Raw genomic sequence first — 16,365 nt, forward strand, 5'->3', positions numbered from 1 at the left:
CCGCGTCCTCAGATCAGGGGCGAGGTGCGGGCCAGGTGGTTGGCGTAGATCGCCGCCACCGCGCACGAGGCCAGCCGCGAGCGGGCGCTGTCGGCGCGGCTCGTGAGCACGATCGGCACGCGCGCGCCCAGCACCACGCCGGCCGCTTCCGCGTTGGCCAGGAAGGTCAGGTTCTTGGCCAGCATGTTGCCGGCCTCCAGGTCGGGCACCACCAGCACCTGCGCCCGGCCGGCCACCGGCGAGACGATGCCCTTGACGCGCGCGGCCTCGGGGCTGATGGCGTTGTCGAGCGCCAGCGGGCCGTCGAGCACGCCACCGGTGATCTGGCCGCGGTCGGCCATCTTGCACAGCGCCGCGGCCTCCAGCGTGCCGGGGATCGCCGGCATCACCTGCTCGACCGCCGACAGGATGGCCACGCGCGGCGTGCCCAGGCCCAGGCCATGGTGCAGCTCGATCACGTTGCGGATGATGTCGGCCTTGGTTTCGAGGTCGGGGAAGATGTTGATGGCCGCGTCGGTGATGAACAGCGGCTCGGGATAGGTGGGCACGTCCATGATGAACACATGGCTGATGCGCCGGCCGGTGCGCAGACCGGTTTCGCGCGCAACCACCTCGTGCATGAGCTCGTCGGTGTGCAGGCTGCCCTTCATGAGCAGGCTGGCCGCGCCGGCCCGCACCTGCGCCACGGCGGCGGCCGCCGCCGCGTGGCTGTGCGGCGCATCGACGATGGGGATCGAGGTGAGGTCGAAGCCGCATTGCTCGGCCACCTCGCGGATCCGGTGCTGCGGCCCCACCAGGATGGGCTTGAGCAGGCCGAGCCGGTCGGCCTCGACGGCGGCGCCCAGCGAGGTCTCGTCGCAGGGATGGGCGACCGCGCAGGTCGAGGGCGGCAGGGCCCTGGCGGCCGCGATCAGGCGGTCGTAGGGCGAGGCATGGGAAACGGGGGAGGTCGGGTCAGGGCGGGGTGCTGCAGCGTGGTCGGTCATCTCGCATCCTGTGGGGAGGTCCCCCATGTTTTACCGTGCTTTCTCTCGGCTCGTCTTGCGCTTCGGCAACGCGCCCGCGGCAGGCTTGGCCGCCGCCGTGGTGCGCGGCGCGGCGCGTTTGGCGGCCGGCCGTGCCGCCGTGGTCTTCGCCGGGGCCTTGGCCGCCGCCTGTCGTGCCGCCCCGCCAGCCTTGGCGGGCGTCTTGCGCGCGGCCTTGGCCGGCACGGCCCGCGTGGACCTGGCCACCGGCGGCGCCGACGGCGCCGGGGCGCCGCGGCCGTCGGGCGCGAGGCGGGCGAGCGGCTTGCGGCCCGCGGCGTGGCCGGCCATCTGTTCGGCGGCGGCCTCTACGTCGGCCTGCGCGTCCAGGATCGGGCGCGTGGTGCGGGCATTGGCGTTGCGGCGGCGCGCGCGTCGTTCGCACGACTCGAACAGGTGCTCCATCTCCTTGAGGCTCTCGCTGGCGTGCTCGCTCAGCGGCGCCGCGGCCAGCACCACCTGGCGCATGGTGTCCAGCGTGGCGGCGATCGCGTCGGCGTCCACGCCTTCGAGCAGCTCGGGGATGGCGCGGATCGCGGCCGGGCCGTCCAGGCGCAGGATCAGCGCCTGCTCGCGCACCATGTCCTTGAAGTCCTGCAGCGGCAGCGCGTTGCTGGCGTTGGCCCGCATGGCGCGGATCAGCGAGAAGCTGCGTTCGTCGATGCTGCCCTCGGCGCTGGTCACGTACAGCAGCAGCCGCATGGCCGCCTCGTGCAGGCTGCCTTCGTGGATCCTGTGGCGCAGGTCGTCGGCGCGCTCGCCCATGAACTCGTGATGCTCGGGCGACACGCCCGGGTGCTTGCGCGGCGCGCCGGGCCGCGCGCCCAGGCCGGCCCAGTCCTGCACCAGCGGCGAACCGTAGACGTTCATGAAGACGCGCTCGACGGTGTCGTCGCGCATCTCGCGGAAGATGTCCAGGCCGCTTTCGATGGCCTGCGACATCATGTTCTGCATCACCAAAAAGGGATTGTCGGGCTCGACCTGGTGGCGCTCGGCGCGCACCTGCTCGGCCACCTGCTTGAACGGCGCGACCAGCGGATTGTGGTCGGAGATCAGCTCATAGGGCAGGCGCAGCGGATGCATGCGCTGCGACCACTCGGCCGTCTGCGGCGTCACGCTCGCCTGCACCCAGGGCTTGAGAAAGCTGCGATACAGGCCGAGGTTGATGTCGGAGATGCGCGCCACGGCGGCGAAGCGGCGGTCGTCTTCCTCGCGCCGGTCCACGATGGCGCGCACGTCGTCGAGCTTGCGCCCGGCGAACGACAGCACGTAGTTGCCGTAGGCCAGGTCGGCGTTGGCGGTCTCGGGCGTCTTGTCGGCAATCTCGGTCTGGTAGATGCCGGGCGGCAGCACGTCGATCAGGTCGATGTTGCTGGTGAATTCCTGGTGTTCCTTGCGGGCCACGCTGCCGGACACGAAGATGCCCAGGTGGCCGATGCTTTCGTGCACGGCATAGACGATGGTCTGGCCGTGCGCCACCACTTCGGCGTCATCCTGGTAGAGGTCCGGGATCCAGCCCAGGGCCTGCGGCGGCGGCGTGATGTTGTCGCCCTTGGAGCAGAACACGATGATGGGCGAGCGGATGTTGCGCAGGTCGATGCGGATGCCGTCGGAGGTCACCAGCCCGGCCGTCGAGAGCCGGTTGCCGACGAACAGGTTGTCGACGATGTACTGGATCTCCGGGCCGTTCAGGTACACGTGGCCGCCCCACCACTTCTCGAACTCGAGATAGCGGGTGGCCTCGGTGTCGACCTTCTCGTACAGGTTGTACTGCTTGCCCCAGAGCGTGTTGGCGGGGTTGAGGTTTTCGAAGTTCTGCACCAGCCAGGCGCCGTCGAAGCGGCCGTTGCCCAGGTCGCTGGTGAGTTCGGTCATCCAGCTGCCGCCCAGCATGCCGCCCGAATAGCGCATCGGGTTGCGGCCGCGCCAGCCGGCCCAGTACGACAGCGGCGCGCCGGCCACGATGATGGGGCCGAACAGCTCGGGCCGCATCGCGGCGGTCATCATGATCTGCCAGCCGGCCTGGCAGTTGCCCACCACCACCGGCTTGCCTTCGGCCTCCGGGTGGCGCGCGATGATTTCCTCGAGAAAGCGGGCCTCGGCGCGCATCACGTCCTCGACCGTCTGGGTCGGGGTGGGCTGCGGCAGGAACGAGGCGAAATAGGTGGGATGGCCGGCACGCACGGCCACGCCGATCTCGGATTCGGGCTTGAAGCCGCCGATGCCCGGGCCGTGGCCCGCGCGCGGGTCCACCACCAGGAACGGCCGCTTCTCCGGATCGACCGGGGTGTCGGCAGGCGGCACGATGCGCAGCAACACGTAGTTCACCGGGCGCGCCAGCTCGCGGCCGTCCAGCACCACCTCCGACGCCATCGACAGCACGTTCGGCGCCTTCTTGGCCATGTGCTTCAGGTACTGGTTGCCGCGCTGGCGCATCACATCGGTGTAGAGCACGCTGCGCTGCCACGCGTCGACCATGTAGCTGCCCGCCTGGAGTGCGAGCTTGGCAAAGGGATTGGCGTCCAGCCCGAAGGGCAGGGGGGTGGCGGGGGCGGCGGGGGCCGTCTTGCGGGTGCCGTTGTTGCTGGCCATAGGCTGTCTCCTGCTTTGCGAAGGCCGGCGCCGGGCCGGCCGCTGCCGGAAAGGGTCCGGCAGTCAGGGCTATCGTTCGACCCATTACACCGCAAACAATGTTGCAGCGCAACATCGGGGACGGATGGTTTCGCGCGCCTGGGCGCAAATGGGGTCAGGCCGGGTCGTGGCAGACCGCTTCGAGGCGGTTGCCGGCGGGATCGCGCACGAAGGCGGCGTAATAGTGGGGGTGGTAGGCGGGGCGCAGGCCGGGCGCGCCGTCGTCGCTGCCGCCGTGTGCCAGCGCGGCGCGATGGAACGCGTCCACGGCGCCGCGGTGGCGGGCCTTGAAGCACCAGTGGCGGCCGTCGCCGGCCTGTGCGCCGTCGTGCTGGTACACCGCGAGGTAGGTGTGGGCGGCGTCGCCGGGCCGGCAGCGCTCGCCGAAGCCGAGCCGGTCGGGCTCGTCGTAGACGCAGGCCGCGTCGAGCGTCTGCATCACGGCATGGTAGAAGGCGCGGGCCCGCGCCAGGTCGGGCACCGCGATGGAGACGTGGTCGAGCAGCTGCATTGCGATCGCCGCGCCGGCCGCGTCAGGCGCGCGCGCTGCGGTTGTGTTCGAGCCAGGCCTGCACGGCGGGGCGCTGCCATTGCGCGTCGGCATAGTCGCGCAGCCAGTCGGGGGCCTCGTCGCCGGCGAGCCGCTTGATCATCACGGCGAGCTCGGTGTCGGCGATGCTCCAGTCGCCGAACAGCTGCGCCTGGCCCGGCACCAGCAGCAGGCCGGCGACGCGCACCAGCTTGTTGGCGGCGGCCTGCGCCTCGTCGCCGAGCGGGCGGCCGGTGGGCGCGTGGAACACGTGTTCGGTGGGGCGCTCGGCGCGCAGCGCGCCGAGGTCGCTGCGCAGCCAGGCCTGCAGCTGGCGCGCGCGGGCGCGTTGCTGGCGGTCGGCTGGATACAGCGCGGTGTGGGCCGGCGCGGGATAGAGCTCGTCGAGATACTCGGTGATGGCGCTGGATTCGCTCAGGTGGAAACCGTCGTGGGTCAGGGCGGGCACGCGGCAGGTGGGCGCGCGATGCTGGTAGGGCTGCATGCGCTGCTCGCCGGCGCCGAGATCGACCAGGCGGATTTCGAAGGACTGCGCCTTTTCGGTGAGCGCGACGAATGCCGAGAGGGCATACGGGCTCAGGAAGTCGGCGTCTACGTAAAGCGTGAGCGAGGGGGCCAAGGCGGGGTCTCCGTTGAGAGCTACAGCGTACCGCACTCGGCGCGGCGCGGGCCCCGTGGCCGCGTCCGGAGCCCTGAAAACAGGGCGGGACGCGGCGGCGCCGCCACAGTCGGCGCGCCGCCGCGGGGCGTTACGACTTCGCCTCGTACGACTGCTTCTTGCGGTTGAACTGGTAGACCGCGTTGTCGGCCGCGCCGAGTTCGCGCGTCTTGCCGGGGCCCTCGATGGTGGTGCCCTTGAACTTCACCACCACCTGCGGCATTTCCGCCGGGCCGGTCACGAAGCCGACCTCGCCGGTGCGCGCGATGCACGGCATCACGGCGCCGCCGTCGCAGGCCGCCGCGTTTTCCTCGTCGGTGGCCACGCGGCCGAGGTAGGTCCACACGTGTTCCTCGATGTTGTCCGGATCCCGGTTGGGGTTGAACACGAACATCGAATAGCCCTTGAGCGTGAAGCCGTTCTCGAACGAGCTCACGGGCACGCCCACGATGACGCGGCCGCCGGCGGTGCGGTGCTCGATCGGTTTGCGTTCCGTGTCGATCTCCTCGGGCTTCTTGTATGCGCCGAATTCGCCGATGGAAAACTCGCTGCCGAGCCAGGTCCAGGCGGGCTTCTGCCCCGGATGCGTGAGCACGAAGGTGGTCTCGGCCAGGTTGACCGTGTCGCCCGGGCCGGCCTCGTCTTCACCCGGCTTGCCGTAGCGTTCGGGGGTGTTCCAGACCAGGCCGGTGTAGTAAGTCTTGCCGCCGATCTCGACCCGGTAGCCGTACCAGAAGTTGGCGGTGGCGCCGTTGGCGATATCGATCGTGGTGGCGTCGTCGGCGGGCTGCACGTCGTGCAGCGCGCCCAGCACGGCGCCGCTGGTGGGCGGCGCGTCCTTGGCGTGGGCCGCCAGGGGCAGCGTCAGCATCGACGCGGCGATCGCCACGCCGGCCAGCGCGTGGCGCAGGGCGGCGTCCAGGCTCGGACTTACCTTCATCATGGATTTCATTTCAAGCACCCTCTGTGGAGCTCGCGGGGAACGGCGGTTGCGCGTGAGCCGGCGGGGACCGGCTGGCGCGCATCGGCGGGACGAAAAAAAAGTGGCATGGGCCACCCGGTGCTCGGCTTGCGGGGCGAGCGCCCGGGCCGCGGGGCGGCGCGATTCGTGCGGCGTCGATGATATCGGCAGGCTTTCGCGGCTGACAAGCCGTCAGGCGCCGCGAGTGCGTGAGCGTTTGTTGCGTGCGCGATTCAGTTGTTACAAAGGCATGGGTGCGCGCGCAACGGAATCGTTGCGTGCGCAAACATCCGGGGGCGATGGCGGCTCAGTCGACGATGAACAGCCTGGCGCCGGTGGGGGTGGAGGAGCGGTGTGGCTCGGCCTGGTCGGCCACCTGGTAGCTCATGCCCGGCGTGAGCACGAAGCGGCGGCCGTCTTCGAGCTCGGTGTGCAGCTCGCCCTCGAGGCAGAACAGGATGTGGCCCTTGCTGCACCAGTGATCGGCCAGGTAGCCCGGCGAATATTCCACCATGCGCACGCGGATGTCGCCGAACTGGCGCGTGCGCCACAGCGCATGGCCGGTGTCGCCCGGGTGGCGGGTGGTTTCGACTTCGGACCAATCGGTGGTGCCGAACGGGATGGCGTGCATTTTCATGGGGAACCTGGTCGGGGGATCAAGGGTTGAGCGCGTCGGGCACGCGCAGCAGCAGGTCGGTGGCGCCGACGTCGGCGCCGGCCTGCGTCAGCAGCGTGGTGGCCTGGCCGCGGTGGTGGGTCTGGTGATTGAAGAAATGCAGCAACAGCGCGCCGAGCTCGCGGCGCGAGGCCACGCCGCGGCTGTTGCGGTAGTCGTGCGGGCGGGCGAGATCCGCGGGCGTGAGGGCGGCCACCCACGCGACGATCGCGCCATCGAGCGCCGTGCGCGCGGCGGCGAGCGCGGTGAGCGTGGCATGCGGCCGGCCGTCGAGCGGACCCGGCGGCGGCGCGGCCCTGACCGGCGCCAGGGCGGCCTGCGCGGCCGCGCTCACGCCGGGGTGCGTGGCGAAACGCTGGAGCCACATCGTGTCGCCCACGATCAGGTGATTGAGCGTGCCGAGGATCGAGCCGAAGAAGGCGCCGCGCTCGGCATCGAGCTCGGCCGCCGGCAGGCGCGCGCAGGCATCGAGCAGTTGCCGGTTCATCCACTGGTTGTAGTCGGCCAGCAGCGCCAGGTCGGCGGGAGAGGGCATCGTGGCCTCAGGCGGCGAGCTTTTTCTGCCAGAACTGGGCCGCGCCGGTATCGCCGCCGAGCGCGTAGTCGGCGTAGCCGGCCTTCAGGTAGAGCTTGCGCGCCGGTTCGTTGCCTTCGAGCACTTCGAGCGTGATCTTGCAGCAGCCCAGGCGGCGCGCGAGGCCCTCGAGCGCGTCGAGCAGCTTGAGCGCGACGCCCTGGCCGCGGGCGCGCGACGACACCATGAAGTCGTGCAGGTTGAGCAGCGGCTGGCAGGCGAAGGTGGAGAAGCCCTCGAAGCTGATCGCCAGGCCACAGGGGGCGCCCGTGGCATCCCAGGCGATCAGCGCATGCGCGTTGGGGCGGCGGGCGAGCTCGCCGATCAGGTTGGCGCGCACGTGCGCCGAGATCGGCGCGCCGCCGCCCATCGGGTCGGTGGCGTATTCGTCGAGCAGCGCCACGATGGCCGCGCCGTGCGCGGGGTTGTGAAAATCGGCTTCGGTGATGGTGACCACGGCATATCCGGCAGACAGGGAAGATCCCGCATTATGCCGCGCGCCCGTGCGTTGAAAAAATGCACAGATGCACCTATCTTCTGTATATCCCGACCGGCGGGGAGAGCCCTGCGCCGGTAGCCTACACCAGGAAGCCGGAACATGGAGTTCAAGGACTACTACAAGATTCTGGGCGTGGAGAGCGGCGCCTCCGAAGACGATATCCGCCGCGCCTATCGCAAGCTCGCCCGCAAATACCATCCCGACGTCAGCAAGGAAGCCGACGCCGAAACCCGCATGCGCGACGTCAACGAGGCCTACGACGTGCTGCGCGACGCCGAGAAGCGCGGCGCCTACGACAAGCTGGCCGCCGGCGTCTCCCCGGATGGCGGCTTCGCGCCGCCGCCCGGCTGGGACCAGGGCTTCGAGTTTCACTACGGCCCCGGGCAGGCGCACGGCGAGGGCGGCCAGGAGTTCAGCGACTTCTTCTCCTCGCTGTTCGGCGGGCAGGCGCGCGAGCGCGCCGCGCGGCAGAACTTCCGCGCGCGCGGCGAAGACCAGCACGCGGCGGTCGAGGTCGACATCGACGACGCGCTCAACGGAGCCACGCGCGAGATCAGCCTGCGTTCGGTGCAGGCCGACGCCCAGGGCCAGCCGCAGATGCGCACGCGCACGCTGTCGGTGAAGATCCCGCAGGGGGTGCGCGAGGGCCAGTTCATCCGACTGGCCGGGCAGGGCATGCCCGGCTATGGCGGCGGCGACCCCGGCGACCTGTTTCTCGAGGTGCGGTTCCGGCCGCACGCGCGCTATCGCGCGGAGGGTCGCGATCTCTACATGAACCTGCCGGTCGCGCCCTGGGAGGCCGCGCTCGGCGCGGCCGTCGAGGTGCCGACCCCCAAGGGCACGGTCGAGGTGTCGATCCCGGCCGGCTCGAAAAACGGCCGCCAGCTGCGCCTGCGCGGCCGCGGCATTCCCGGCGACCCCGCCGGTGACCTGTATCTGGTGCTCGACCTGGTGCTGCCGCCGGCCGACAGCGACGCGGCCCGCGAGGCCTATCGCAGGATGGCCCAGGACCTCGCCTTCGACCCCCGCCACAACCTCGGAGTATGACCATGAGCAAAGTCGTCGTGGCACATGCCACCGTCGTATGTCAGGAGCAGCCCCTCACCGCCGAAGACCTGGCCCGGGCCTGCGATGCGCAGCTCGAATGGGTGGCGCGGCTGGTGGAGGTCGGGATCGTGCGGGTGCCGGCCGGCGTGGCCGCGCGCGGCCCGGCCGAATGGCGCTTCCAGAGCCTGGACCTGCGCCGCGCGCTGGACGCGCGCCGCCTGGAGCGCGACCTGGGCGCCGGGCTGGACGCGGCCGCGCTGATCCTGGACCTGAGCCAGGAGGTGCGGCGCCTGAAGGCGCAGCTGCGCGCGCTCGGCCAGGCCGGCTGAGGCGCGGGCCGCGGCGGCGGCCTGGGTAGAATCGAGGGTTTCCCGATACGCCGCCGCATCCATGTCCGCACCGTCCGCCGGGGCCTGCCCGCCCGAGACCCCCGAGGTTCCCCACCGCCCCCTGATGGCGGGCCTGAAGGCCTGCGTGCCGGTCATGATCGGCTATTTCCCGGTGGCGGTCGCCTTCGGCATCGCCGGGCTGGGCACGGGCCTGGCGCCCTATCAGGTGGTGCTGATCTCGGTGCTGGTGTATGCGGGCGCCAGCCAGTTCCTGCTGCTGGCCTCGATCAAGGCCGGCACGCCGTGGCCCTGGGTGGTGGCGCTCTGCTCGCTGCTCAACGCCCGCCACCTGCTCTACGGGCCGCTGTTGTCGCGCTGGCTGCCGCCGGCGCTGCGCACGCGGCTGCGCCTCGCCTTCTTTCTCACCGATGAGGTGTTCGCCACGGCCCTGCACCGGCTCGGCCTGGTCGAGCCGCGCCAGCGCGCGCGCTGGATGGCCGGGCTGGGCGTGGGCGCCTGGCTGACCTGGATCGCCGGCACCGCCGTGGGCGTGTATGCCGGCGAGGGGCTGGAGCGGCAGTTTCCGATGCTGGCGCAGGTGATGCGCTTTGCGCTGCCGGCGTTGTTCCTGGCGCTGGTGTGCCAGAGCGCCAAGCGCGACCTGTGGCTGCCGCTGGCCGCCGCGCTGGTCGTGGGCGGGGCGCTCGCCGCGGCCGGCCATGGCACGCTCGCCATCCTGGCCGGCGCGCTCGCGGGCTGCCTCTGCTATCGCCCGCGGGGAGCGCGCGCATGACCGGCGGCATCGAATTCTGGGTGGCCGTGCTGGCCATGGCCGTGATCACGTTCATGACGCGGGCCCTGCCGTTCCTGCTGTCCTCGCGCAATCGCCTGCTGCAGCGGCTCTCGCAGGAGGGCTCGCGCCTGGCGGTGCTGGGCCCGGCACTGCTGGCGGCCATCGCGGCCGCCGTGATCGTGCCGGATCTGTGGGGCGATCAGCGCGTGGCCGAGGCCATGCCCTACGTGGGCGGGCTGGTGGTGACCGCGCTGGCGGCGCGCCTGACCGGCAACACCGGCCTGGCGGTGATCCTGGGCCTGGCGGGCTACGGCGGACTGCTGGCGCTGGTCTGAGCCAGGGGCTTTGAACGGCCCGTCGGCGTTCAGGCCGGCGTGGCCTGCGTCTCGCCCGCGCGCATCGCGGCGGCGAGCGCGTCGCGCCACGCTTCGGGCTGGCCGAGGTAGCGGCCCGGGTCCATCACCTGCCAGCCGGCCCGGGTCTGCAGGGCGAAGGTCGGGAAGCCATTGGCGCCGAGCTCGCGCAGCAGGGCGCGACTGTCCTCGAAATGGCCGGCCAGCGGCGCGCCCGAATAGGTCTGCATGTCGGCATCGTAGCGGTCGAGGTCCAGACCCGACTGCGCGGCCAGCTCGCGCAGCACGGCCGGATCGGCCACGCGCAGCCCGAGCACATAGTGCGCATCCTGGATGCGCGCCAGCAGGTCCAGGCCGTCGCCGTCCTGGGCCGCCGCCGCCAGCACCGCGGCGCTGGGCGGACCCGAGTCGAACACCGCGCCGCTGTCGCGCAGCAGGCCATTGAAGTAGGCGTCGCCGAAGGGTTGGCCCGTCATCGCGGCGATGCGGCGGTCGTGCTGCATCACGTAATGGCGCAGCGCCTCCGTGACGGGCTGCCGCCGCGCGCCGGTCATCATGCCGCCGCCATGCGTGAGGATGCGCAGGCCGGGCAGGGCACGCGCGGCCTTCACCAGCGGCGCGGCGCCGTAGCACCAGCCGCACAGCGGATCGTGGACGTAATGGAGGACGGGGAGAAGAGCGGCGTTCATGGGCCGCATCTTAGGCCACTCTTCCGTCGCGGCCTAGCCGGCGGGACGGAAGAGTGTGTTGCGCCAAACGGTCAGATCGACCGGGCGCGGCGGGCCTCAGCCGGAGATCATCACGCCGACCCAGTACAGGCCGGCGGCGAGCAGCATCGAGGCGGGCAGGGTCAGCACCCAGGCCAGCAGGATGGTGCGCACCGTGCTGCCCTGGACGCCGCTGCCGTGCGCGACCATGGTGCCGGCCACGCCGGACGACAGCACGTGGGTGGTGGACACCGGCAGGCTGAAGACGTTGGCCAGGCCGATCGCGCCCACGGCGGTCACCTGCGCGGCCATGCCCTGGGCGTAGGTCATGCCCTGCTTGCCGATCTTCTCGCCCACGGTCAGCACCACGCGGCGCCAGCCGACCATGGTGCCCGCGCCCAGCGCGACCGCCACGGCGATGATGACCCACAGCGGCGCATATTCGGTGGTGGCGGTGAGGTCGGCGCGCAGGCGCTGCAGGTCGGCGCGTTCGCGCGCCGGCATGCCTTCGAGCGCGCCCACCTTCTTGGCCGTGTCGTCCAGGCACAGCAGGTAGCGGCGCACGTTCACGCGCGTGGCGGGCGAGAGTTCCTTGTAGTGCGACACGCCGGCCAGGTCGTGCTGCAGGGCATCGATGGTGGCCAGGGTGGCGGTGGGCTCGCAACGGAAATTCTGCGGCAGATCGGCGCGGCGGCCGGCGGCCGGCAGGGCCAGGTATTCGCCCAGCATCTCGTTGTTGCGGTGATAGAAGGCCTGCAGATGGGTGGCCGCGTCGCGCGTGCGGTCGATCTGGTAGGTGGTGGCGCTTTCGTCGAGCACGAATTGCGCGGGCACGATGCCGATCAGCACCAGCATGATGAGGCCGATGCCCTTCTGGCCGTCGTTCGAGCCGTGCACGAAGCTCACGCCCATGGCCGACAGCACCAGCACCAGGCGGTTCCAGAACGGCGGGTGCTTCTTCGAATCCAGCGCGCGGCGCTGGTCGGGCGTCTTGTGCATCTTGGACAGCGGCAGCCATCGCTTGAGCAGCAATAACACGCCCCCCGCGACCAGGAAGCCCGCCACGGGCGAGACCACCAGCGACATGCCGATGTCGATGGCCTTGCCCCAGTTCACGCCCGCGCCCAGCGGCAGGTCGGTCAGCAGCGCGTTGGCCAGGCCCACGCCCAGGATCGAGCCGATCAGGGTGTGCGAGCTGGAGGCCGGGATGCCGAAATACCAGGTGCCGAGGTTCCAGGCGATCGCCGCGGTCAGCATGGCGAACACCATGGCCAGGCCGCGCCCGGTGTCCACGTTGATCAGCAGTTCCACCGGCAGCAGGTGCACGATGGCGTAGGCCACGCCCACCCCGCCCAGCAACACGCCCAGGAAGTTGAAGATGCCCGACAACACCACCGCGAGGTGGGCCGGCATGGCTTTGGTGTAGATCACCGTGGCCACCGCGTTGGCGGTGTCGTGAAAGCCGTTGATGAATTCGAATGCGAGGACGAAGGTGAGCGCCAGGACGAGGCTCAGACCCACCCAGGGGTCGAGGCCGGCGAAGATGTCGAACATGGGAATTGGAGAGGGGCGGGATGTGTTGTGACGAAATTATTGCAGATTTGTGAAAGCGGCCGGGCCGCCGCGGGCACCCTCGCGCTGCGTTAGGATGCCGATTTGCCGGCGCGTCCCAGGAAGGGAGCGCGCTTTGATGATTTAATTGGTTACAAAAAGGCGGTGCGCCGGCCGATGCCGCGCCCGCCCGCCACCAGGACTCGCCATGACCGCTACGCCCGCCTCCCGTCCCGCCCGCGCCCACCCCGACGAACTGATCGTGGGCCTGGTGTCCGTGTCCGACCGCGCCGCCAGCGGCGTCTACGCCGACCAGGGCGTGCCGTCGCTGCGCGAGTGGCTGGGCGGCGCGCTGGCCTCGCCGTGGCGCGCGGTCGAGCGGCTGGTGGCCGACGAGGCGGCGCAGATCTCGGCCGCGCTCACCGAGCTGGTCGACGTGCAGGGCTGCGATCTGGTGCTGACCACCGGCGGCACCGGCCCGGCGCGCCGCGACGTGACGCCCGAGGCCACGCTGGCGGTGGCCACGCGCGAGATGCCGGGCTTCGGCGAGCAGATGCGCCAGATCAGCCTGCGCTTCGTGCCCACCGCGATCCTGTCGCGCCAGGTCGGCGTGCTGCGCGAGATCGATGGCCATGCGGCGCTGATTCTCAACCTGCCGGGCCAGCCCAAGGCCATCCGCGAGACCCTCGAAGGGCTGCGCGGCGACGACGGCACGGTGCTGGCCTCCGGCATCTTCGCGGCCGTGCCGTACTGCATCGACCTGATCGGCGGGCCCTACATCGAAACGCACGCCAACGTGGTGAAGGCCTTCCGCCCCAAGTCGGCGATCCGGCCGCAGCCCGCGCAGGGCTGAGGCGCGCGGGCCCTGCGGTATAGTTGCCCGCGTTGTCTGCTGATCTTTCGGAAAGAAGAAAATGAAGGTTTCGATTGCACTGCCCCTCGCCGCCGCGACCCTGATGCTCACGGCCTGCGCCAACGTCAAGGACATCAGCAACACCGATCCGGTGTTCTACGGTTCCACCGCGCGCCCCGCCGCCGAATACCTGGGCTGCGTGGCCGCCGCCTGGAAGGGGCAGGGCGTCGACTTCCACCAGACCGAGATCAAGAATGGCGGCGAGCTGGTGGTCGACGGCACGCTCGGCGTCGAGGCCGTGCTGAGCGCGACCACCTGGCGCGGCAAGACCGACGCGCGCCTGACCACGCGCCGTCCGTCGCGGGCGGTCACGCTGTCCGATTCGGCCAATCTGTGCCTGTGATGCAGCGGCGCGACTTCCTCGCGGGCTCCGCGGCGCTGGGCCTGGCAGGCCTGCTGCCGGCCTGGGCGCGGGCCCAGGGCGACGCCGCCGACTACATCACGCGCAAGCTGAATTTCCCGGTGCCGGGCGGCGTGGCCGTGCTGCGCCTGGGCGCCTCGGCCACCGAGCCCGAGGTGCGTTACCTGAACAAGCGCGTGATGGTGCTGCCGCAGCCGGGCAACGCCTGGCTCGCGATCGTGGGCATCCCGCTGTCGGTCAAGCCGGGTTCCGAGTCGGTCACGGTGGGCTCGGGTGCGAGCGCGACACGCGTGCCGTTCACCGTGGGCACGAAGACCTACGTCGCGCAGCACATCAAGCTCAAGAACAAGCGCCAGGTCAATCCGGATCCCGACGACATGCGCCGCATCGAACGCGAGCTGGCCGAGCAGAATGCCGCCTATCGCGCGTTCCGGGCCGGCGTGGTGCCGAGCAACGTGGTGCTCGACGCGCCCGTGCAGGGCCGCCTCTCCAGCCCGTTCGGGCTGCGCCGCTTCTTCAACGGCGAAGAGCGCAATCCGCACTCGGGCCTGGACTTCGCCGTGCCGTCGGGCACCCCGGTGCGCGCGCCGGCGGCCGGCCGTGTGGTGCTGGTGGGCGACTATTTCTTCAACGGCAAGACCGTGTTCGTCGACCATGGCCAGGGCTTCATCAGCATGTTCTGCCACCTGTCGGCGATCGACGTGGCCGTGGGCGACGAGGTCGCGCGCGGCGGCGTGGTCGGCAAGGTCGGCGCCACCGGCCGCGCCACCGGCCCGCACCTGCACTGGAACGTCAGCCTGAACGACGCCCGCGTGGATCCCGCGATCTTCATCGGCGCATTTAAAAAGTAAGCCCCTGTGGGTAGCCCCCACGCCGCGCGCTGCGCGCTTGCTGCCCCCCGAGGGGGCCCCGCCGCCTTCGGGCGGCCGGGCGGCGGCGGGAGTCCCTGTGGGTGGCCCCCACGCCGCGCGCTGCGCGCTTGCTGCCCCCCGAGGGGGCCCCGCCGCCTTCGGGCGGCCGGGCGGCGGCGGAGTCCCTGTGGGTGGCCCCCACGCCGCGCGCTGCGCGCTTGCTGCCCCCCGAGGGGGCTCCGCCGCCTTCGGGCGGCCGGGCGGCGGCGGTCGTGCTTGCCAAGGTCTCGGCCCATCTGCCGCCATCAAAAACAAAGGTGTCAGACTACATTTTTGAAGATAGCCGTCCGTCCCAAAAGAAAGGTGTCAGACTACATTTTCGGCAGAGGGCGTCGGTCGAAAAAATGCAGTCTGACACCTTTGTTTTGCGCGTCGAAAATGTAGTCTGACACCTTTGTTGGGAAGGGGGCGTCGACTGGCGTTTGCCTTGCCCATGAAAAAAGCCATCCCTCGGGATGCCAAACAAAGGTGTCAGACTACATTTTTGAAGATCGCCGTCCGTCCCAAAAGAAAGGTGTCAGACTACATTTTCGGCAGAGGACGTCCGTCGAAAAATGCAGTCTGACACCTTTGTTTCGCGTGTCGGAAAAATGCAGTCTGACACCTTTGTTTTGTACGCCAAAAATGTAGTCTGACACCTTTGTTGGGAAGGGGCGGGCGACGATTGGGGTTTGCCTTGCCCATGAAAAAAGCCATCCCTGGGGATGGCTTTTTCGTTGCGGCGCGCGGGGATCAGGCTTGCGGCTGCGTTTCGGGCTGCGGCATCTCGATCTTGACTTCGAGCACTTCCAGGCTGTCCTGGCGCTCGAGGTGGACCTTGATGTCTTCCGGGTTGATCTTGACGTACTTCGAGATCACGGCGATCAGCTCCTGCTGCAGCTGCGGCAGGTAGTCGGGCGAGTCGCCGCGGCCGGAACGTTCGTGGGCGAGGATGATCTGCAGGCGTTCTTTGGCAACGCTTGCCGTGGATTTCTTCTGGCCGAGCAGGAACGACAGGAACGACATTGCTTACTTTCCTCCGAACAGGCGTTTCAGCAGGCCGGGCTTTTCGTATTCGGTAAAGCGCAGCGAACGGTCTTCGCCCAGGTAACGGGCGACCACGTCCTTGTAGGCCTCGGAGACGTCCGTGTCTTTCAGGTGGATGGCGGGCAGGCCCTGGTTGGAGGCCTGCAGCACCGCTTCGGATTCCGGGATCACGCCGATCAGCTTGATCCGCAGGATGTCTTCGATATCGGAGAGCGACAGCATCTCGCCGTCGTTCACGCGCTTGGGGTTGTAGCGGGTCAGGAGCAGGTACTCCTTCACCGGCTCGTCGCCCTGCACGGCGCGGCGCGACTTGGCGGCCAGGATGCCCAGGATGCGGTCGGAGTCGCGCACCGAAGACACTTCGGGGTTGGTCACGACCAGCGCGTCGTCGGCGAAGTAGGCCGCCATCAGCGCACCGGTCTCGATGCCGGCGGGCGAATCGCAGATGATGTATTCAAAGCCCATGTCCTTCAGGTCGTTGATGACCTTCTCGACGCCTTCCTGCGTGAGCGCATCCTTGTCGCGCGTCTGCGAGGCAGGCAGCACGAACAGGTTTTCGAGCTGCTTGTCCTTGATCAGCGCCTGCTTCAGGTTGGCTTCGCCCTGGATCACGTTGACGAAGTCATACACCACCCGGCGCTCGCAACCCATGATGAGGTCGAGATTGCGCAGGCCCACGTCGAAGTCGATGACCGCGGTCTTGTGGCCTCGCATCGCCAGGCCAGAGGAAAAGCTGGCGCTCGTGGTGGTCTTGCCCACGCCGCCTTTGCCGGAGGTCACCACAACAATACGTGTCATGA

At 69.9% G+C, this 16,365-nt stretch carries 19 protein-coding genes; 7 read left to right on the forward strand and 12 right to left on the reverse strand.

The window, feature by feature from the left end:
* Nucleotides 1-8: 8 nt before the first annotated feature.
* From CEG14_RS05120 to CEG14_RS05155, 8 genes are all read right to left on the reverse strand, one after another.
* The gene (locus CEG14_RS05120; protein WP_094825299.1) at nt 9-986 is read right to left on the reverse strand and encodes a phosphate acetyltransferase; all 978 of its coding nucleotides are present in this window, start codon (nt 984-986) and stop codon (nt 9-11) included.
* 30 nt (nt 987-1,016) lie between these two features.
* Complete coding sequence (locus CEG14_RS05125; RefSeq protein WP_094825300.1) at nt 1,017-3,617, reverse strand: DUF3141 domain-containing protein; 2,601 nt, start codon at nt 3,615-3,617, stop codon at nt 1,017-1,019.
* Nucleotides 3,618-3,771: 154 nt separating this feature from the next.
* Entirely contained in the window at nt 3,772-4,167 is a 396-nt protein-coding gene (locus CEG14_RS05130) for a VOC family protein (RefSeq protein WP_094825301.1), read from the reverse strand.
* A 22-nt stretch (nt 4,168-4,189) separates the two neighbouring features.
* A complete protein-coding gene (gene yfcF, locus CEG14_RS05135; RefSeq protein WP_094825302.1) occupies nt 4,190-4,825 on the reverse strand; it encodes a glutathione transferase in 636 nt (211 codons plus the stop codon).
* A 130-nt stretch (nt 4,826-4,955) separates the two neighbouring features.
* Complete coding sequence (locus CEG14_RS05140; protein WP_143277168.1) at nt 4,956-5,807, reverse strand: hypothetical protein; 852 nt, start codon at nt 5,805-5,807, stop codon at nt 4,956-4,958.
* Between the two features lie 325 nt (nt 5,808-6,132).
* On the reverse strand, nt 6,133-6,462 hold the full coding sequence (locus CEG14_RS05145) for a DHCW motif cupin fold protein (RefSeq protein WP_094825304.1): 330 nt from the start codon (nt 6,460-6,462) through the stop codon (nt 6,133-6,135).
* 19 nt (nt 6,463-6,481) lie between these two features.
* Nucleotides 6,482-7,036: a DinB family protein gene (locus CEG14_RS05150; protein WP_094825305.1), complete on the reverse strand. Its 555-nt coding sequence runs from the start codon at nt 7,034-7,036 to the stop codon at nt 6,482-6,484.
* Between the two features lie 7 nt (nt 7,037-7,043).
* A complete protein-coding gene (locus tag CEG14_RS05155; protein ID WP_094825306.1) occupies nt 7,044-7,532 on the reverse strand; it encodes a GNAT family N-acetyltransferase in 489 nt (162 codons plus the stop codon).
* A 141-nt stretch (nt 7,533-7,673) separates the two neighbouring features.
* On the opposite strand from CEG14_RS05155, the gene CEG14_RS05160 reads away from it, so the two are divergent.
* From CEG14_RS05160 to CEG14_RS05175, 4 genes are all read left to right on the forward strand, one after another.
* Nucleotides 7,674-8,621: a DnaJ C-terminal domain-containing protein gene (locus CEG14_RS05160; RefSeq protein WP_094825307.1), complete on the forward strand. Its 948-nt coding sequence runs from the start codon at nt 7,674-7,676 to the stop codon at nt 8,619-8,621.
* Between the two features lie 2 nt (nt 8,622-8,623).
* On the forward strand, nt 8,624-8,950 hold the full coding sequence (locus CEG14_RS05165; RefSeq protein WP_094825308.1) for a chaperone modulator CbpM: 327 nt from the start codon (nt 8,624-8,626) through the stop codon (nt 8,948-8,950).
* Nucleotides 8,951-9,074: 124 nt separating this feature from the next.
* Nucleotides 9,075-9,743 carry an AzlC family ABC transporter permease gene (locus CEG14_RS05170; protein ID WP_255032171.1) on the forward strand — a complete coding sequence of 223 codons (669 nt, stop codon included), beginning with the start codon at nt 9,075-9,077 and terminating at the stop codon, nt 9,741-9,743.
* Nucleotides 9,740-10,078 (forward strand): AzlD domain-containing protein, encoded by a 339-nt coding sequence (locus CEG14_RS05175; protein ID WP_094825310.1) that lies wholly within the window; start codon nt 9,740-9,742, stop codon nt 10,076-10,078. Before CEG14_RS05170 ends, CEG14_RS05175 begins: the two co-directional genes overlap by 4 nt.
* A 29-nt stretch (nt 10,079-10,107) precedes the next feature.
* Here the strand turns inward: CEG14_RS05175 and CEG14_RS05180 are convergent, their stop codons facing one another.
* Complete coding sequence (locus CEG14_RS05180) at nt 10,108-10,785, reverse strand: DsbA family protein (RefSeq protein ID WP_094825311.1); 678 nt, start codon at nt 10,783-10,785, stop codon at nt 10,108-10,110.
* 96 nt (nt 10,786-10,881) lie between these two features.
* Nucleotides 10,882-12,357, reverse strand: a complete 1,476-nt coding sequence (locus tag CEG14_RS05185; RefSeq protein WP_094825312.1) for an inorganic phosphate transporter — start codon at nt 12,355-12,357, stop codon at nt 10,882-10,884.
* A 205-nt stretch (nt 12,358-12,562) separates the two neighbouring features.
* Here CEG14_RS05185 and mog point away from each other — a divergent pair, with 205 nt between their 5' ends.
* From mog to CEG14_RS05200, 3 genes are all read left to right on the forward strand, one after another.
* Nucleotides 12,563-13,207: a molybdopterin adenylyltransferase gene (mog, locus tag CEG14_RS05190; protein ID WP_094825313.1), complete on the forward strand. Its 645-nt coding sequence runs from the start codon at nt 12,563-12,565 to the stop codon at nt 13,205-13,207.
* Nucleotides 13,208-13,268: 61 nt separating this feature from the next.
* The gene (locus CEG14_RS05195; protein WP_094825314.1) at nt 13,269-13,610 is read left to right on the forward strand and encodes a hypothetical protein; all 342 of its coding nucleotides are present in this window, start codon (nt 13,269-13,271) and stop codon (nt 13,608-13,610) included.
* Nucleotides 13,610-14,479, forward strand: coding sequence for a M23 family metallopeptidase (locus CEG14_RS05200; RefSeq protein WP_094825315.1), 870 nt, complete (start codon nt 13,610-13,612; stop codon nt 14,477-14,479). The genes CEG14_RS05195 and CEG14_RS05200 overlap by 1 nt, the downstream gene beginning before the upstream one ends.
* A gap of 792 nt (nt 14,480-15,271) precedes the next feature.
* On the opposite strand, the gene minE is transcribed toward CEG14_RS05200, so the two are convergent.
* Nucleotides 15,272-15,544, reverse strand: coding sequence for a cell division topological specificity factor MinE (minE, locus tag CEG14_RS05205; protein WP_094825316.1), 273 nt, complete (start codon nt 15,542-15,544; stop codon nt 15,272-15,274).
* 3 nt (nt 15,545-15,547) lie between these two features.
* The gene (gene minD / locus CEG14_RS05210) at nt 15,548-16,363 is read right to left on the reverse strand and encodes a septum site-determining protein MinD (RefSeq protein WP_094825893.1); all 816 of its coding nucleotides are present in this window, start codon (nt 16,361-16,363) and stop codon (nt 15,548-15,550) included.
* Nucleotides 16,364-16,365 lie beyond the last annotated feature (2 nt).

Origin of the sequence: Bordetella genomosp. 1, assembly GCF_002261335.1 — a bacterium.
Taxonomy (GTDB): domain Bacteria; phylum Pseudomonadota; class Gammaproteobacteria; order Burkholderiales; family Burkholderiaceae_B; genus Bordetella.

Excerpts from the sequence above, each read along its gene's own strand:
- CEG14_RS05120 (WP_094825299.1), bottom strand. The coding sequence starts at position 986 with ATGACCGACCACGCTGCAGCACCCCGCCCTGACCCGACCTCCCCCGTT.
- CEG14_RS05125 (WP_094825300.1), bottom strand. The coding sequence starts at position 3,617 with ATGGCCAGCAACAACGGCACCCGCAAGACGGCCCCCGCCGCCCCCGCC.
- CEG14_RS05130 (WP_094825301.1), bottom strand. The coding sequence starts at position 4,167 with ATGCAGCTGCTCGACCACGTCTCCATCGCGGTGCCCGACCTGGCGCGG.
- CEG14_RS05140 (WP_143277168.1), bottom strand. The coding sequence starts at position 5,807 with ATGATGAAGGTAAGTCCGAGCCTGGACGCCGCCCTGCGCCACGCGCTG.
- CEG14_RS05145 (WP_094825304.1), bottom strand. The coding sequence starts at position 6,462 with ATGAAAATGCACGCCATCCCGTTCGGCACCACCGATTGGTCCGAAGTC.
- CEG14_RS05150 (WP_094825305.1), bottom strand. The coding sequence starts at position 7,036 with ATGCCCTCTCCCGCCGACCTGGCGCTGCTGGCCGACTACAACCAGTGG.
- CEG14_RS05160 (WP_094825307.1), top strand. The coding sequence starts at position 7,674 with ATGGAGTTCAAGGACTACTACAAGATTCTGGGCGTGGAGAGCGGCGCC.
- CEG14_RS05165 (WP_094825308.1), top strand. The coding sequence starts at position 8,624 with ATGAGCAAAGTCGTCGTGGCACATGCCACCGTCGTATGTCAGGAGCAG.
- CEG14_RS05170 (WP_255032171.1), top strand. The coding sequence starts at position 9,075 with ATGGCGGGCCTGAAGGCCTGCGTGCCGGTCATGATCGGCTATTTCCCG.
- CEG14_RS05175 (WP_094825310.1), top strand. The coding sequence starts at position 9,740 with ATGACCGGCGGCATCGAATTCTGGGTGGCCGTGCTGGCCATGGCCGTG.
- CEG14_RS05180 (WP_094825311.1), bottom strand. The coding sequence starts at position 10,785 with ATGAACGCCGCTCTTCTCCCCGTCCTCCATTACGTCCACGATCCGCTG.
- CEG14_RS05185 (WP_094825312.1), bottom strand. The coding sequence starts at position 12,357 with ATGTTCGACATCTTCGCCGGCCTCGACCCCTGGGTGGGTCTGAGCCTC.
- mog (WP_094825313.1), top strand. The coding sequence starts at position 12,563 with ATGACCGCTACGCCCGCCTCCCGTCCCGCCCGCGCCCACCCCGACGAA.
- CEG14_RS05195 (WP_094825314.1), top strand. The coding sequence starts at position 13,269 with ATGAAGGTTTCGATTGCACTGCCCCTCGCCGCCGCGACCCTGATGCTC.
- CEG14_RS05200 (WP_094825315.1), top strand. The coding sequence starts at position 13,610 with ATGCAGCGGCGCGACTTCCTCGCGGGCTCCGCGGCGCTGGGCCTGGCA.
- minE (WP_094825316.1), bottom strand. The coding sequence starts at position 15,544 with ATGTCGTTCCTGTCGTTCCTGCTCGGCCAGAAGAAATCCACGGCAAGC.
- minD (WP_094825893.1), bottom strand. The coding sequence starts at position 16,363 with ATGACACGTATTGTTGTGGTGACCTCCGGCAAAGGCGGCGTGGGCAAG.